We start from the raw sequence: 17002 nt of genomic DNA, 5'->3' as shown, positions 1-17002 counted from the left end.
ATGATAACAGGAAAAAATTATATAGGAGATACAATATCAGCAACAGGAAACAAAACATATACAACGTTTAACCCAGAGTTAAACAAAGAAAATGAAGTTGTTTACACTGAAGCAACTCAAGAAGAAATTAACGAAGCTGTTTCTTTAGCATCAAAAGCTTTTAAAGAGTATAGAAATGTTTCTGGAAAACAAAAAGCAGCTTTTTTAAACGCCATTGCTGATGAAATATTAGCTTTAGATGATGAGTTAGTCAAAACTTATTGTTCAGAAACTGGATTACCAGAAGGTCGTGCAAAAGGAGAAAGAGGAAGAACCGTATTTCAATTACGTTCTTTTGCTGACTTAGTAGCAGAAGCTTCGTGGGTAGAAGCTACTATAGATACTGCTATTCCAACAAGAGAACCTTTACCTAAATCAGACATAAGAAAAATAAATATCCCTTTAGGACCTGTGGTTGTTTTTGGAGCTAGTAATTTCCCACTTGCTTATTCAACGGCTGGTGGTGATACAGCAGCTGCATTAGCAGCAGGTTGTCCAGTTATTGTTAAATCGCATCCTATGCATGCTGGTACTGGTGAACTAGTTGCCTCTGCTATAATAAAAGCAGCTGAAAAAACTAATATGCCAAAAGGTGTATTTTCAAACCTAAATTCAAGCGGAATTGAAGTTGGACAACAATTAGTATCACACCCAGAAGTAAAAGCAGTTGGTTTTACAGGAAGTATACGAGGTGGAAGAGCTTTATTAGATTTAGCAGCTAAAAGAGAGGAGCCTATTCCTGTATTTGCAGAAATGGGAAGTATTAATCCTGTAGTTATATTACCAAAAGCATTACAAAACAGAGGTGAATCCTTAGCAAGTACTTATGCTGGTTCAATTACTTTAGGTACTGGGCAATTCTGTACAAATCCGGGATTAATTTTAGGAATTAAAGGTGAAGAACTAACAAATTTCACAAATGATTTAGCTTCTAAAATTGTAGAAATATCTCCTTCATTAATGTTACATCCAAATATTGTTGCTGCTTATGAAAGTAATAAGGAAAAAGCATTAGCACAAAGTGGATTAGTTGTCGTTGGTAAATATGAAAACGAAGTACAATCTAATTATGCAACACAGATTATTACTACTGTAGAAGGAGCTACATTTTTAGAAAACACAACATTACATCAAGAGGTGTTTGGTCCTTTCTCGATGGTAGTACAATGTGAAAATGCAGCTCAATTAGAAGAAATTATTTCTCAATTGGAAGGACAATTAACAGGAACTGTTATTTCTGATGAAAATGAAGTAGCTCAATATGGATCTATTGTTTCAGCCTTACAAAACAGAGTTGGACGTATTATATTCAATGGAGTTCCTACAGGTGTAGAAGTTTGTCCATCTATGGTACATGGAGGTCCATATCCAGCATCTACTGATAGTCGATTTACAGCAGTTGGAATTGGATCAATAAAACGTTGGGTACGTCCTTTTAGTTATCAAGATTGGCCAAATGAATTATTGCCAGATGAACTGAAAAATGAGAACCCATTGCAAATTTCACGTTCGGTTAACGGTATGTTAACAAAAAACGTTGTCAAATAGTAAATTTTAAGAATTTCTTTAGATAGTACAAAAAATCAAACCTTACTTTTGTCCTGTCTAGAGATTGAAACAATGCCAGCTTTATTTTTATAATAGAGGAATTTTTGAAGGGTTTTTTCTAAGAGAGAATACAAGCTGGCGCTTCAATTAAAGATGAGAAAGACTTTTTTTTGCGTCGATGCGCATACTTGTGGTAATCCAGTAAGAGTTGTTGCTGGTGGAGGGCCTAATCTAATTGGCGCAAACATGAGTGAAAAACGCCAACATTTTTTAAAAGAATACGATTGGATTCGTAAAGGTTTAATGTTTGAACCTAGAGGACATGATATGATGAGTGGTTCTATCCTATTCCCTCCTCATAATCCAGAAAATGATTTTGCCATATTATTTATTGAAACATCTGGTTGCTTACCTATGTGTGGACATGGTACTATAGGAACTATTACTATTGCTATAGAAGAAGGCTTAGTTACTCCTAAAATGCCTGGCAAAATTAAAATGGAAGCTCCAGCTGGTTTGGTTGAAATAGCATATCAACAAACAGGTAAAAAAGTAGATTGGGTTAGACTAACCAATGTTAAAAGTTATTTAGCAGCTGAAAATTTAACGGTTGATTGCCCTGAATTAGGAGAAATCACTTTTGATGTTTCTTATGGAGGAAACTACTACGCTATTGTTGATCCACAAAAAAACTTTAGTGGAGTTCATGATTTTACCGCTTCAAAAATTATTCAATATTCTCAGGTAGTAAGAGATAGAATTAATGAGAAATATCCAAACTTATTTATTCATCCAGAAAATGATACCATAAGAGATGTAACCCATATGCTTTGGACGGGTAATCCTTTAGATCCGACTTCTTCAGGACGTAATGCTGTTTTTTATGGCGACAAAGCTATTGACAGAAGTCCTTGTGGAACCGGTACATCAGCTCGTTTAGCTCAATTACATGCTAAAGGAAAACTTAAAACTGGAGAAGAGTTTATTCACGAAAGTTTTATTGGAAGTAAATTTATTGGAAGAGTAGAAAAAGAAACAACTTTAGCAGGGAAACCAGCCATTATTCCAAGTATACAAGGTTGGGCTAAAGTATACGGATATAACAACATTATTATTGACGATCAAGATGATCCATATGCACATGGATTCCAAGTAATATAAAATGAGTAAAAAAGTAGTAATTATTGGTGGTGGAATTATAGGTTTATCTTCAGCTTATTATTTACAAAAAGCTGGGCATGAAGTAACAATTATTGATAAATCAGACTTTTCATCTGGAGCTTCTCATGTAAATGCAGGTATTATTACACCTAGTCATATTATTTCTTTGGCTGCTCCTGGTATGATTAACAAAGGAATAAAATGGATGTTTAGTTCTACAAGTCCTTTATCTATTAAACCTCGATTAGATCTTGACTTTTTTAAATGGTCTTTACTTTTTAAAAAAGCTTCTACTCATAAAAAAGTACAGCAATCAATTCCTGTTATCAAAGACATTAATTTGTTTAGCAAAGAATTATATGAAAATATAAAAGCTTCTAATGACTTTGACTTCTTTTATCAAGACAAAGGCTTACTAATGTACTATAAAACGGATAAAGCAGGTGAAGAAGAATGGAATGTGGGAAAACAAGCTATTAAAGAAGGGTTAAAAGTTGAAAACTTAACCAAGGAAGAAGTTCAAAAACTAGAACCTAATAGCAACTTAGATATTAAAGGAGCTGTGTACTATCATTCAGATGCACATATGACTCCAAATGAATTTATTCCACAATTAAAATTACATTTAGAAAAAAACGGCGTTACTTTTTTATCAAATGAAGAAGTCTTAAAAATTAATATTTCTAAGAATGAAGTAACCTCAATCGATACCAATAAACAAAACATATTGGCAGATGAATATGTTTTAGCAACAGGCTCTTGGACACAAGATTTAGCTAAGAAATTACAAATAAATATTCCTGTACAAGCGGGTAAAGGTTATCGAATTAATGTAAAAGAAGAAACTGGCATTTCAATTCCAGCAATCCTTATGGAAGCAAAAGTTGCCGTTACTCCAATGAATGGTTTTACTCGATTTGCAGGAACCATGGAAATTGGAGGTATTAATCATAAAATAAACCCAGCACGTGTTAAAACAATAGCCAATGCTGGCGAACAATATTATTCTGGTTTAAAAATAAAACAAGAAGACATTGATAATGCCGATTGTGGTTTACGACCTTGTTCTCCTGACGGCTTACCATATATTGGGCGCTTATCTAAAGTTAAAAATGTTACCGTAGCAACTGGTCATGCAATGATGGGATGGAGTTTAGGACCTGCAACTGGAAAACTAGTTTCAGAAATTATTTCTGATGAAAAACCTAGTTTAAACTTAGCTCCTTTTAATGTAGAACGATTTGCTTAAAAGCATTTTTAAATTTATTAATTTTATCGAATGATTTCAGAAAAACTAGCAGCCTTAAGAAAAGAAATGCTTCTAAAAAAAATAGATGCATTTATTATTCCTTCAACAGATTTACATCAATCAGAATATGTAGCTGATTATTGGAAATTACGTGAATACTTTTCTGGGTTTACTGGTTCAGCTGGAACATTAGTTGTTACACAAGATACAACTGCACTATGGACAGATTCTCGTTACTTTTTACAGTTTGATGACGAATGTGGAAATACTGAAGTTAAACTTCACAAACAATCTATACCTCACGCACCAGAACATGTAAAATGGCTTTGTAATTTGCTAAAAAACAATTCGGTTATAGGAATAGATTACCGTCAATTCTCTAAATCGCAAGTAGATTATATATTGAGTTTTACCAATGAAAAGCAAATTCAACTACAAAACGAGCCTCATTTTGCGAAACATATTTGGACAGACAGACCAAGTCTTCCAAATTTTGAAATAGATATACATCCTTTTGAATTTAGCGGAGAAACTACTGCTTCAAAACTTTCAAAAGTTCAAGAAGAAATTCAAAAACAAAACGCCGATTTTTATTTCTTTTCTTCATTAGATGAAATAGCTTGGTTGTTTAACATTCGTTCTCGTGATGTTGATTTTACCCCCCTGGTTACTGCATATGCTTTAGTAGGAAAAGAAAAAACTCTTTTATTCTGTAATAAAAATAGATTTTCTCAATCTGCTATTACTGCTTTTGAAAAACTACATATTGAAATAGTTTCTTACGATTCAATTGCAACTATTTTACCTTCATTAACCAATGATAAAAATATTATTACTGATTCTTCTTCTTTAAATTATGCTGTATTTGATGCCGTAAATGGTAAATTCCAGTATCAAAACTCAATAGTTAAAGAGTTAAAAGCCATAAAAAACACTGTTGAAATACAAGGTGAAGAAAACTGTATGCTAAAAGACGGTGTAGCATTAACAAAATTCTTTATTTGGCTGGAAAAAGAATTAGAAAAAAAATCAATTTCTGAATACGAATTAGGAAAAAAACTAGAAAGTTTTAGACAACAACAAGAGTATTATGTTGGTGAATCTTTTGCTGCCATTGTTGGGTATAAAAAAAATGGCGCTATTATTCACTATACAGCACCAGAACAAGGTTCTTCTATCATAAAAAATGAAGGTGTTTTATTATTAGATAGTGGCGCTCAATATAAAGACGGTACTACAGATATTACACGAACTATATGGTTAGGAGGTACTCCTTCTGAAAAAATTAAAACAGCATACACATCAGTTTTAAAAGGATATATTTCTTTAGAACAACAACAATTTCCTTTAGGAACTACAGGAACTCAAATTGATGCTTTTGCTCGTATGCATTTATGGCAAAACGGTTTAAACTACCCTCATGGAACTGGACATGGTATTGGAAGTTTTGGTATGGTACATGAGCCTGCTCAAGGCTTTGCTACTGGACCCACAACTGCTAGAGGTACAACTCCTCACTTAGCCAATCAATTTACAACCATAGAACCTGGTTGTTATGTTACCAATGAATTTGGAATTCGTATTGAAAACATTGTTCTTTCTGAAGTAGTCCAAGAAACTGAATTTGGTATATTTTTAGGCTTTAGACCTTTAACTCTTTGTTACATAGACACACTACTAATCAATGTTACTATGTTAACCAATAAAGAAATTGAATGGTTAAATTCTTATCATCAAGAAGTCATAAAAAAACTCACTCCTTTATTAAATAATAATGAAGTGAGTTGGTTACAAAACAAATGTAAACCTATAAAATTATCTTAGTATAAATCCGTCTTTCATTGGGTCATCAGGATCTATTATAAAAGTTTGTTTTCCTGTAATATAAGCAGTTCCTTCTACTTGTGGTATTACTGATGTAAACGAACCATATTGGTCTTCTGAAACTACGGACCCTTTAAATACAGAACCTGTTATACTTTCTATAGTCATAGTTTCTCCAAGGTCTATTTCTTTTCTAGCCTTATGTATTGCCATTCTTCCTGACACTCCTGATCCGGTAGGACAACGATCTACTTCACCTTCAGCAAAAATGCATACATTTCTACTATCATTACCTGACTCTTGTTTTGTATTATCGATAAAAATAGTTCCATATAAAAAGCTTAAATCTTCTTCATATGGATGTTTCACTTCTTTATCTTCATTCATTACCGCATGTTTAATATCCATTCCCTTGCTTATTAATTTTCGGTAAGAATTAGGAGTTAAATCAAAATCTAAATTATTTTTAGCCATATCAACATATGCATAAAAAGCACCTCCATAAGCTAAATCATACACTACCTCTCCTACTCCATCTACATTTACCTTTCTGTCTAAACCTACAACAAAGCTAGGTACACAATGAAAACGAACTCCTGTTACTTTTCCATCTTTTACATTTGCATATGATGTAATTCTACCACAAGGCGCATCAATTTTTAAAATATTATCACCCTCTTTTACATTTACCCAATTCATTTCTATTGCCAACGTAGAAATAGCTATAATGGCATGCCCGCACATTGTAGAATACCCTTCGTTATGTAAAAACAGAATTCCAAAATCACCTTCATCATCATTAGGTGGTAATAAAATACAACCATACATATCTGCATGACCACGTGGTTCAAACATTAATGCTGTTCTTAAATGATCATAATTTTCTTTACAATATCTACGATATTCTAATACCGAATTTCCTTTTAATTCTGGAAACCCGTCTACAATAACACGTAAAGGTTCTCCCCCAGTATGCATATCAATAGTTTTGATTTGCAACCAATCTTCAGACGGATTGAACTCTGTTTTTGAAAGTATATTTTGGTATGTTTTACTCATTGGTATATTGATTGTAATAATAATTTGCAGCTGCTAAATCTTCAAGAGCATGCCCTACCGATTTAAAAACTGTTATTTCTGTTTCTGAAATTCTTCCTTTTTTCTGATCTGAACTTAATTCAAATAAATCTGCTTTGATTTCCTCCTCTTTAAGCGTTCCATTTTCCAATGGTATTACTATATCTCCGCTTTCTTTTAAACCTCCTTGAAAAGTATCTACAAATACCGTTGCTTTCGTTATCACATCATCGTCAGCTTCTCGCATATTCTTTTTATACGCTCCTACTAAGTCTATATGTTGTCCTTCTCTTATCAACTTACCTAAAACTAAAGGTGTTGCTGATAATGTTGCGCAGGAAATAATATCTACCTCTCCTATTTTCTCTTCAATAGTTTGAATGGCCGTTATAGAGAAGTTTTCTACTTGTAAACTATTAACTATATTAACAGCTTTTTTAAAGTTCCTTCCCCAAACAAACACTTCTTTTATAGGTCTAACTGAAGCATGCGCTTTAATAAGATTAACTGATAAAGCTCCTGTACCAATCATTAATAAAGAACTCGAATTTTCTTTTGATAAAAATGTGGATGCCAAAGCTGAAGCAGCAGCCGTTCTTTTTACTGTTAAACTTTTTGCTTCTAAAATAGCTTTAATAGTACCTTTTAAAGCATCTAAGTATATGTATGTCCCATTTATAGAAGGTAAATTAAATTGACCATTCTCCGGACTTACTGTTACTATTTTTACTCCTGCATTTTTATTGGGTTCCCAAGCTGGCATTAACAATAATGTAGAATCTGATTCAACCTCTGGATTAGGAAAATCGTGATGATGCCTCATAGGAACAATCACATCTTTTTTTGAAAAGCTTTTTTTTAATTCAGCTATTAGCTTAGGAAAACTCGTATTTCCTTCAATAAAATCGCTACTTATTTGAATAATAGGGTTCATAGGATAAAAGTACATGTTTTTTAGTTTTTAAGAATATCTTACCCTAATACACATCAATATTTACATTAATATAGATAAAATAGTATCATATCGAGTTTTCTAAAGCCTTTAATTTTAACCAATAAATATTTGATTATGAAACTATTTAAATTTTTACCTTTTCTTTTTCTAATAACTCTTATTTCTTGTAAAGAAACAAAAGAGAAAAAGGAAATCACATTTAAAACCCAACTACAAAACTTATTTCCTAAAGCTCAAATAGACTCTATTAAAGTTAACGATCACTTTACTGATGCCTATCAAGTTGTTTTGGAACAAAATTTAAATCCTAAAAATCCATCAGAAGGAACTTTTAAACATTATATGTATGTTTCTCATGCCGATTATAAAAACCCAACAGTAATTATTACTGATGGTTATGCTTCAAGAAATAGAACTACTGAATTAAGTAAGCTTTTAAAAGGAAATCAAGTTATTGTTGAATATAGAATGTATGGAAAATCTAGACCCGACTCTATTCCTTGGAAATATTTAACCAACGATAATGCTATTGAAGATTATCATGCTATTGTAAGCAAATTAAAAACCTTATACAAAGGAAAATGGTTGTCTTCAGGAATTAGTAAGGGAGGTGAAACTACATTAATTTATAAATCTAAATATCCTAATGATGTTGATGTAGCTGTTCCGTATGTAGCTCCATTAATTAATGGTTTGGAAGATGAAAGAACTACAAACTTAATTAATTCAGTAGGCAGTGAAGAATGTAGAAACGCTATTAAAAACTTTCAAAGAGCTGTTCTAAAAAACAGAGTCGAAATACTTAATCATTTAACTTCTTATGCTGAAGAAAAGAAAATGAATTTTACTGAACTTTCTCAAGAGGAAGCTTTAGAATACTCTGTTTTAGAATTTCCTTTTTCATTTTGGCAGTGGGGTGGAAAATGCAATGAAATCCCTTCTGACAAAGCTAATTCTAAAGAACTATTTGACTATTTGGTAAAAGTATCTGGCTTTTCTTTATATAGCGATTGGGGATTTGATTATTACCTTCCTTCTTTTTACCAACACATTAAAGAATTAGGATATTACGGTTTTGATTTAGAACCTGTAAAAGACTTATTAAAAGTTGTTAGCTCTCCATCTAACATGAGGTTTGCTCCTAAAAATGTTGACTTATCATACAATGAAAACTATATCAAAGAGGTAAGAGATTTTGTTGAAAACAAAGGAAACAACATATTGTATATTTATGGTGCATACGACCCTTGGGGTGCTTGTGCTCCAAATCCAAAGCCTAATGTAGATGCTTTAAAAATGGTATTGGCTGATGCTGATCATGGTACAAGAATCAAACACTTTTCTAAAGAAGATCAAGAAAAAATTTACAACAAACTACAGGCTTGGCTAGGAAAAGATGTGAAACTATATCCTGTAAAATAGTTTGGTACTCTTATTTTTAGTTCAAAAAAAACACTTTAGAAAATTCTAAAGTGTTTTTTTTATTTACTTATTTTTTATAATTCGCTATTCCTTTTTCTAGCCAATTAAAATATTCATCTGCATCAGGTGTATATGCCACTGGATCTATTAAGTTAGATTCATCATGTGCCATTAATACATAAAATGGTTGTGAATTAGCCTTATACTTAATAGTCTGTAATTCACTCCACTTTTGACCAATATACTTTAATTTCTTTCCTGGATTTAACTTAGAATCTACAACTTCATTCTCTTCTAAAGGTCGTTTGTCATCTACATAAAGAGAAATTAATACTACTTTATTCTTTAAAACATCTAAAACTTTAGGTTTTACCCATACGTTTTGTTCCATTTTACGACAGTTAACACAAGCATGTCCTGTAAAATCGATCATAACTGGTTTTCCAACTTTTTTAGCATACGCTAATCCTTTATCATAATCGTGAAAAGCCACAATATCATGAGGAGGCATTAAGTGTGCTCCTTCTGGCAATCCTCCATGATCATCATTTTGTTGGTTAGCAACACTCACTGTTGCTTGTTTTGTAAATCCAACTCCATATGGCGATTCACTATAATGTTGTGGTGGTGGAAAAGCACTAATTAAATTTAAAGGTGCTCCCCATAAACCTGGTATCATATATATAGTAAATGATAAAGCTATTAAACCTAGGCTTAATCTTCCTACAGAAATATGACTTTGTGGACTATCGTGAGGTAATTGTATTTTTCCGAATAAATAAAATGCTAATGCTCCAAAAATTGCAATCCAAATAGCAATAAACACTTCTCTTTCTAATAAGTGCAGTTGTAATACTAAATCTGCATTTGATAAGAATTTAAATGCTAATGCTAATTCTAAGAATCCTAAAACAACTTTTACTGTATTTAACCAACCTCCCGATTTTGGTAATGAATTTAACCAACCTGGGAATGCTGCAAATAAAGCAAATGGTAAAGCAATTGCCGATGAGAATCCTAACATTCCTACCACAGGTGCTATTCCTCCTTTAGTAGCAGCTTCTACTAATAAAGTTCCAACAATTGGTCCTGTACATGAAAACGATACAATTGCTAAGGCTAATGCCATGAAAAAGATTCCTATCAATCCTCCTCTATCTGCTTGTGAATCTACTTTTGTTGCCCATGAACTTGGCAATGTAATTTCAAATGCTCCAAGGAATGATACAGCAAAAATGATTAATATTAAAAAGAACGCTATGTTAAACCATACATTAGTTGACAATGCATTTAATGCATCGGCTCCAAAAATTCCAGTTACTACATATCCTAACAATACATAAATTGCTATAATAGATAATCCATAGATAATAGCATTTCTAATTCCTTTCGATTTACTCTTACTTTGTTTTGTAAAAAAGCTAACCGTCATTGGAATCATTGGAAATACACATGGTGTTAACAATGCTGCAAAACCAGATAAAAAGGCAATAATAAAAATACTTACTAAACCTTTCTTTTCTTTAGCTTTTCCGTCTTTAGTAGCTGCTTTATTTGCTTCTCCTTTTTTTGTAGCCACAGTAGCTTTCTCTAAATCGAAAACTAAGTCTACTTCTTTAGGAGGTAAACATTGCTCATCAGTACAAGCAATAAATTCTACAAAAGCATTTACCTTTTTTATTTGGCTATCTACTAATTTTATATCTTGCTCAAAAACTGCTTTAATAGCGAAGGATTTAATACTCATTCCTTCTTCATTAAAAAGCTTTGTAAACTTTAATTTTCCTTTAGGTTCTGATGTATTTCCTAGTAATTTAATTTTACCTCCTTCATCATCATACGTAAAAGTAGTAGGGATTGGACCACCTTGTGGAACTTCCTGAGAATACAAAGTCCAACCTTGCTCAATTATGGCTTCGGCTTTTAATTTGTACTTTGATTCTGACGTTTTTTCTACTTTAGTTTTCCATTTTATAGGATTGAAAATTTGCCCTTTTACGCCAAAACTAATCGTAAAAAGGAGCAAGAATGCAAAAAGGTTCTTCATTTAAACTTTATTAAGGGGATAATTTTTTAATTTACTGAAAAAGATAAATCTACTTCTTTAGGAGGTAAACAATTTGTACCAGAACATACCATGTATTCTACTGTTCCTTTAATTACAAACTTCTCTGTAGTTTTTAATCTTACTCGTTGTGTAAAAACAGCTTTCTTATCAAAGTATTTAACACGCATGTCAAACAACTTATCATCAACTTCATGTCCTTCTCCTTCTTTTGTATTTCCCTTTTTTAAGTAACGTTGGTCACCAACAAAAGAAAATAATGTAGGGATTGGACCTCCTTTTGGTATATTTTGCGAGTAAATATGCCAATCGTTTTCTAAACTTGCCGTAGCTACTAATTCAGCTTCTTTTTCTGAAATTTTCTTTACAGATGTAGTCCATTTTACAGGATTGTGGATTTGTCCGTACGACACGATACTTGTTAAGAATAACAATACTACTATTAATTTCCTCATTTTTATACAGTTAGTAGGTTTATAAAAATTTCGGTAAAAATAGCATCTTTATTTTTAATAACACGATTTCAGCAAATAAAGTTTGTTTATAGTAAAAAAGAGCAACCATTTCTGGTTACTCTTAATTGTTAGTATTTAATAGACTTTGTTAGTCTTTTCACCTTAAAAAACTACTAACTTTCACTTTACTAAAGACGTTATATTTTACACATCCTTACCATTCCATTCTAGTTTCTTTAAGATTTTTAAACGTTTTTCCATGACGCATAAAGCTAGTTCTAGGAATTCCAAAAGAAAAATATTTAGTTCCGTTAAAATTTATTTTTGCCTCCTGAAAAACACCATTTTTCACAAAAGGTACAGTTACCAAATTGGTGGTAAAATTCTCATCATCTGCTACGAATAATGTTAAATTATCTGTACTACCAAATAATGCAGTTCCTAAAGCATCTGGAATTTGTAATAAAACCTCTTCAACTGTTCCTGTTTCTTTTACCAGCCAATTACGGTTAATTTTTTGTGCAAAAGCAACAGCTATTCCCGAATTAACCATGGTTGTACTTGCATTATTATTTGCCCATACCAAGAAATTTTTATTATTTGTAAAAGTATTTGTGTTCGCAGCATTGGATGCAACAACATTTCCTAAACCTATAGAAACCAAAGCATCTACATTTACTGATTTGGATTGTTTTTGATGTAAAGCTGAAGCCTCATCTCTACCAATACCCGCGATATCATGAGCATATGATGAATTTACAGATGTATCCCATATAACTGTTCCATCACTTGCAACATAATTTGTTGGAGTTGTTTGATTTAAAGTTATCCCATATTTTACTGCATTATAACTATTTACTCGATGCCTTTCCGCATTAGAAAGCACTCTACTATACAATATTATCTCACTAATATCTCCTGTAAAATTTGTATTCTGTGCAGCCCCTATATAAACTCCATTAGTTGTTGGAAAAGAAAAATCAGTAATATTTACTGTTGTTGATGTTTTAGCCTGTCCGTTAAACTGAATTCCCCAATTATTAGCTGCACTATGCGTACCATAAATATTCCAATTAGCTAAATTTAAAGGATCTCCAGTTACAAGTGCACCTGCTTTTGAATCAATTATCGCATTAGTTGTTGTATTAAAAGCTAAACGATCTGTTGTAAAAGACCCTTGATAAAGTACACCTTGTTGGTCTGGATAATAATATCCTCTAGCAGAGTTTGCCCCTCCAAAATCATACGGATGACCATTATCCGTCCCTGAAGAATTACTTTTCGCTACACTAAAAGCTTCAGCAGCTGTATAATTAGTTGGGAAAAACTTATGCTCAGTATTCAAAGTAAAATAATCGTTCCCATCAAATCTAATTGCAGGATTATAACTTAGATTAAATTGAAAAAATGAAGGATCTCCTGTAACTACACTAGCATCTCTTTTAAAAGTTGATTGATCTTTCCATTCTGTAAGAGTTGGACTACCTACTGTACCTACATTTGCTTTCAACCAAAATCCTAAACCTATTTTTACACCTCCAGGTGCAACAATATCTCTATAATCCACATCATCGATACCGTCAGAATTAGGTAATGTTGTAGGATTGTCGATACTACCGTTTACATCTGCATAAGTTGGATTTGCAGTTACCCCTCCTTCTACACTATCACCTTCTTCTTGATTATCGGAATCTGTATCAGTAAAATCTGGAGTATCTGTTCCATCAGTATTTACAGGCCTTAAACCTCCCGTTAAATATGCAGAATTTAATCCTCTATTAGCAATATACATAGCTGGTGTATCAGCATTTGGAGCTACATAACCTGCTGTAGTCTGTGCTTCTACGTTGTCAGGAATACCATCATTATCTGAATCTAAATCTAAATGGTTTGGAATATTATCACCATCTGGATCCAAATTAAAACTTCCCATAAAAGCAATTTCTTTATCACTTGTACCAATATTTTGTATAACTTGACTTGTTATTACACCATCTTGAAAAGTCCCATTTCCATTCCCTTTATAAAATATTGTTTGATTAAAGGCTTCTGTTAAAAAAGCTATATCTAAATTACCATCAGCATCTACATCGCCTATAAATGTATTTTGAGCATTACTATGCCCTACATCATGAACATTAACAAATGTTGCTACTCCTCCTTGAAAGGTTCCATTTCCGTTTCCTTTGTAAAAAATACTTTGATTAGTTTCTGATATCCAAACTAAATCTAGATTACCATCATTATCTAAATCACCTGATAATGTAGCATCAGCTATATCATTCATCCCACCTACATTAGGCATAGTTATAAGCGATATAACTCCAGCTTGAAAAGATCCATTACCATTCCCTTTATAAAAAATACTTCGATTACTTTCCGATACTGTGTATATATCCACTTTACCATCATTATCTAAATCGCCAGCGAATGAAGCTTTTGTATTATCATATCCTACTTCTGGTACATTAAGCGTTGTTGTTATTGCATTTTGAAAAGTTCCATCGCCATTTCCTTTATAAAATACACTCCAATTAAAATCTATCATCCAAAATATATCTAAAAAACCATCGCCGTCTGCATCTTTTAAAAATGCTATTTCACCTCCTGCACTTCCCATGTTAGGAACATTCATATTAGTTATTAAAGCATTTTCAAAAGTTCCATCTCCTTTTCCTTTAAAACAAATAGTTCTATTTTCAAGCTCTGAAATAAATATTATATCCAATAAATGGTCATTATTTACATCTCCTATAAATGTATCTTCAAAATTGTTAAGCCCAATATTTGGCACAGTTATATTTTGTATTACTCCTGTTTCAAAGGTTCCGTTGGAGTTATCTCCTCTGTAAAAAATAGTTTGATCAAATTGATCAGAAATCCAAACTACATCAAGAGGACTTTCTACCACATCTAAAATACCATCATTGTCATCATCTATATCTTGACTATCTATAACACCATCCCCGTCCGTATCTTGCGAATAACTATTGTGTATACCGCCCATAAAGAGCAGTATACCTAATAGAATTATATATTTTATATGCTTCATAATCCTATTATTTTTTATAGTTAAGTGTAATATCACCTACTCTTACTTTTTTAGTAGCATCACCAGCAGCACTAGTTAGTTTTAGTAAAATAACGGCTGTATTTCCTGCTGTCATTGCTCCTGGATTTAAGTTTGCTGTAGTCCATGTTGCAGAAGAAGCCGCTGCGATGGTACCTAAAGCTGTTCCGTTTTCTAAAAACATTGTTGCACTAAATGTTGCAGCACCTTCAGCTTGATAATCAATTACAATAGGGTTTGTGTCCCATGAAGTAAAATCATTTGGTAATGTAAATCTAACCACTACATCATAATCTTGAGCTGTTGCTTCACCACTTGACCATTCATAGAAGTTCATATAATTACCTGTAGCTCCAGTATTATCAGAAGTCATTACTCCTAAATTATTTGTTCCATCTGCATACAATGTAGCTCCAGCGTATTCAGCGCTTAACACTTCTTTTACAGTATTATTAACAGTTCTCCATTCTACATCAGTTCCTGCAGCATTTGTCATTAATACTTGATTTGCTGTTCCGTTAGCAATTTTAGCAACTGTTACATTTTTATCTGCTATATCATCAGTTTTTACTTCTCCATTTTTAATATCCTCAGACAAAATCGTTTCATTCAAAATCTTATTAGAAGTAACTGCATTTGCTTTTATATCAATCGTTACATCCTTTAATAAAGCAGTCGCTCCATCTGTTGACACAACTAAATCTGTAGAAGTTAATGCTTTTCCTGTTATGTTATCTAATTCCGACAATGGAATTGTTACGCTATTACCTGCTGAATCTGTTAACTTTAAATTAGTTCCGTCCTTCGTTAAACTTGTATTGGTTGTATTGGTATCAATATCTGATAAAGCAACTGTTACTGCATTACCCGCTGAATCTGTTAATTTTAAGTTCGTTCCGTCTTTTACTAAACTTACATTTGTTGTATTCGTATTAATATCTGCAATTGGAACACTTACCGAATTACCTGCTGAATCTGTTAGCTTTAAATTCGTTCCATCTTTTGCTAAACTCACATTCGTCGTATTAGTATCTACAACTCCTCCTGTAATATCTGTTAAAGGGATACTTACACTATTCCCAGCTGAATCCGTTAACTTTAGATTAGTTCCGTCTTTTGTTAAACTTGCATTGGTTGTATTGGTATCAATATCAGCTATAGCTACAGTTACCGAATTACCCGCTGAATCTGTTAACTTTAAATTAGTTCCATCTTTCGTTAAACTTGCATTAGTTGTATTGGTATCAATATCAGCTATAGCAACAGTTACTGCATTACCCGCTGAATCTGTTAACTTTAAGTTCGTTCCGTCTTTTACTAAACTTACATTTGTTGTATTCGTATTAATATCTGCAATTGGAACTGTTACCGAATTACCCGCTGAATCTGTTAATTTTAAGTTTGTTCCATCCTTGGTTAAACTTGTATTCGTTGTATTGGTATCAATATCTGATAAAGCAACTGTTACTGCATTACCCGCTGAATCTGTTAGCTTTAAGTTCGTTCCATCTTTTACTAAACTTACGTTAGTTGTATTCGTATTAATATCTGCAATTGGAACAGTTACCGAATTACCCGCTGAATCTGTTAATTTTAAGTTTGTTCCATCCTTGGTTAAACTTGTATTCGTTGTATTGGTATCAATATCTGATAAAGCAACTGTTACTGCATTACCCGCTGAATCTGTTAGCTTTAAGTTCGTTCCATCTTTTACTAAACTTACGTTAGTTGTATTCGTATTAATATCTGCAATTGGAACAGTTACCGAATTACCCGCTGAATCTGTTAACTTTAAATTATTTCCATCCTTGGTTAAACTTGTATTGGTTGTATTAGTATCAATATCTGATAAAGCAACTGTTACTGCATTTCCTGCTGAATCTGTTAACTTTAAGTTCGTACCATCTTTTACTAAACTTACGTTAGTTGTATTGATATCCGCAATTGCAACAGTTACCGAATTACCCGCTGAATCTGTTAACTTTAAATTATTTCCATCCTTGGTTAAACTTGTATTGGTTGTATTAGTATCAATATCTGATAAAGCAACTGTTACTGCGTTTCCTGCTGAATCTGTTAATTTTAAGTTCGTTCCGTCTTTTACTAAACTTACGTTAGTTGTATTCGTATTAATATC

Annotated in this window: 11 protein-coding genes; 5 read left to right on the top strand and 6 right to left on the bottom strand. The window is 32.5% G+C overall.

What is annotated here, in order from left to right; translation table 11 throughout:
• From Q0958_RS16685 to Q0958_RS16670, 4 genes are all read left to right on the top strand, one after another.
• Window positions 1-1587 (top strand): aldehyde dehydrogenase (NADP(+)), encoded by a 1587-nt coding sequence (locus Q0958_RS16685; RefSeq protein WP_299125120.1) that lies wholly within the window; start codon window positions 1-3, stop codon window positions 1585-1587.
• 153 nt (window positions 1588-1740) lie between these two features.
• Complete coding sequence (locus Q0958_RS16680; protein WP_299125118.1) at window positions 1741-2748, top strand: 4-hydroxyproline epimerase; 1008 nt, start codon at window positions 1741-1743, stop codon at window positions 2746-2748.
• Window position 2749: 1 nt separating this feature from the next.
• Entirely contained in the window at window positions 2750-3997 is a 1248-nt protein-coding gene (locus Q0958_RS16675; RefSeq protein ID WP_299125116.1) for an FAD-dependent oxidoreductase, read from the top strand.
• Window positions 3998-4027: 30 nt separating this feature from the next.
• On the top strand, window positions 4028-5821 hold the full coding sequence (locus Q0958_RS16670; RefSeq protein WP_299125114.1) for an aminopeptidase P family protein: 1794 nt from the start codon (window positions 4028-4030) through the stop codon (window positions 5819-5821).
• On the opposite strand, the gene Q0958_RS16665 is transcribed toward Q0958_RS16670, so the two are convergent.
• Together Q0958_RS16665 and Q0958_RS16660 are read right to left on the bottom strand one after the other, a co-directional pair.
• Entirely contained in the window at window positions 5813-6880 is a 1068-nt protein-coding gene (locus Q0958_RS16665; RefSeq protein WP_299125112.1) for a proline racemase family protein, read from the bottom strand. The genes Q0958_RS16670 and Q0958_RS16665 overlap by 9 nt on opposite strands.
• On the bottom strand, window positions 6873-7847 hold the full coding sequence (locus tag Q0958_RS16660) for an ornithine cyclodeaminase family protein (protein WP_299125109.1): 975 nt from the start codon (window positions 7845-7847) through the stop codon (window positions 6873-6875). The genes Q0958_RS16665 and Q0958_RS16660 overlap by 8 nt, the downstream gene beginning before the upstream one ends.
• 120 nt (window positions 7848-7967) lie before the next feature.
• Between Q0958_RS16660 and Q0958_RS16655 the strand changes: the two genes are divergently transcribed.
• On the top strand, window positions 7968-9275 hold the full coding sequence (locus Q0958_RS16655; RefSeq protein ID WP_299125107.1) for a S28 family serine protease: 1308 nt from the start codon (window positions 7968-7970) through the stop codon (window positions 9273-9275).
• Window positions 9276-9342: 67 nt separating this feature from the next.
• Here the strand turns inward: Q0958_RS16655 and Q0958_RS16650 are convergent, their stop codons facing one another.
• The 4 genes from Q0958_RS16650 to Q0958_RS16635 form a co-directional block, all read right to left on the bottom strand.
• A complete protein-coding gene (locus Q0958_RS16650; protein ID WP_299125104.1) occupies window positions 9343-11322 on the bottom strand; it encodes a cytochrome c biogenesis protein CcdA in 1980 nt (659 codons plus the stop codon).
• 26 nt (window positions 11323-11348) lie between these two features.
• A complete protein-coding gene (locus Q0958_RS16645) occupies window positions 11349-11795 on the bottom strand; it encodes a protein-disulfide reductase DsbD domain-containing protein (protein ID WP_235273523.1) in 447 nt (148 codons plus the stop codon).
• Window positions 11796-12009: 214 nt separating this feature from the next.
• Entirely contained in the window at window positions 12010-14847 is a 2838-nt protein-coding gene (locus Q0958_RS16640; RefSeq protein WP_299125101.1) for an FG-GAP-like repeat-containing protein, read from the bottom strand.
• 7 nt (window positions 14848-14854) lie between these two features.
• Window positions 14855-17002, bottom strand: a 2148-nt coding sequence (locus tag Q0958_RS16635) for a hypothetical protein (RefSeq protein ID WP_299125098.1), incomplete at its 5' end; no start/stop codon positions are given.

The organism is uncultured Tenacibaculum sp., assembly GCF_947499065.1.
Classification (GTDB): Bacteria; Bacteroidota; Bacteroidia; order Flavobacteriales; family Flavobacteriaceae; genus Polaribacter.
This window is presented reverse-complemented; position numbering and strand designations above follow the sequence as displayed.

Bases quoted from the DNA above. Each gene is read 5' to 3' on its own strand.
- Q0958_RS16640 (WP_299125101.1), bottom strand. From the start codon at position 14,847: ATGAAGCATATAAAATATATAATTCTATTAGGTATACTGCTCTTTATG.
- Q0958_RS16660 (WP_299125109.1), bottom strand. From the start codon at position 7,847: ATGTACTTTTATCCTATGAACCCTATTATTCAAATAAGTAGCGATTTT.
- Q0958_RS16685 (WP_299125120.1), top strand. From the start codon at position 1: ATGATAACAGGAAAAAATTATATAGGAGATACAATATCAGCAACAGGA.
- Q0958_RS16675 (WP_299125116.1), top strand. From the start codon at position 2,750: ATGAGTAAAAAAGTAGTAATTATTGGTGGTGGAATTATAGGTTTATCT.
- Q0958_RS16680 (WP_299125118.1), top strand. From the start codon at position 1,741: ATGAGAAAGACTTTTTTTTGCGTCGATGCGCATACTTGTGGTAATCCA.
- Q0958_RS16645 (WP_235273523.1), bottom strand. From the start codon at position 11,795: ATGAGGAAATTAATAGTAGTATTGTTATTCTTAACAAGTATCGTGTCG.
- Q0958_RS16665 (WP_299125112.1), bottom strand. From the start codon at position 6,880: ATGAGTAAAACATACCAAAATATACTTTCAAAAACAGAGTTCAATCCG.
- Q0958_RS16650 (WP_299125104.1), bottom strand. From the start codon at position 11,322: ATGAAGAACCTTTTTGCATTCTTGCTCCTTTTTACGATTAGTTTTGGC.
- Q0958_RS16670 (WP_299125114.1), top strand. From the start codon at position 4,028: ATGATTTCAGAAAAACTAGCAGCCTTAAGAAAAGAAATGCTTCTAAAA.
- Q0958_RS16655 (WP_299125107.1), top strand. From the start codon at position 7,968: ATGAAACTATTTAAATTTTTACCTTTTCTTTTTCTAATAACTCTTATT.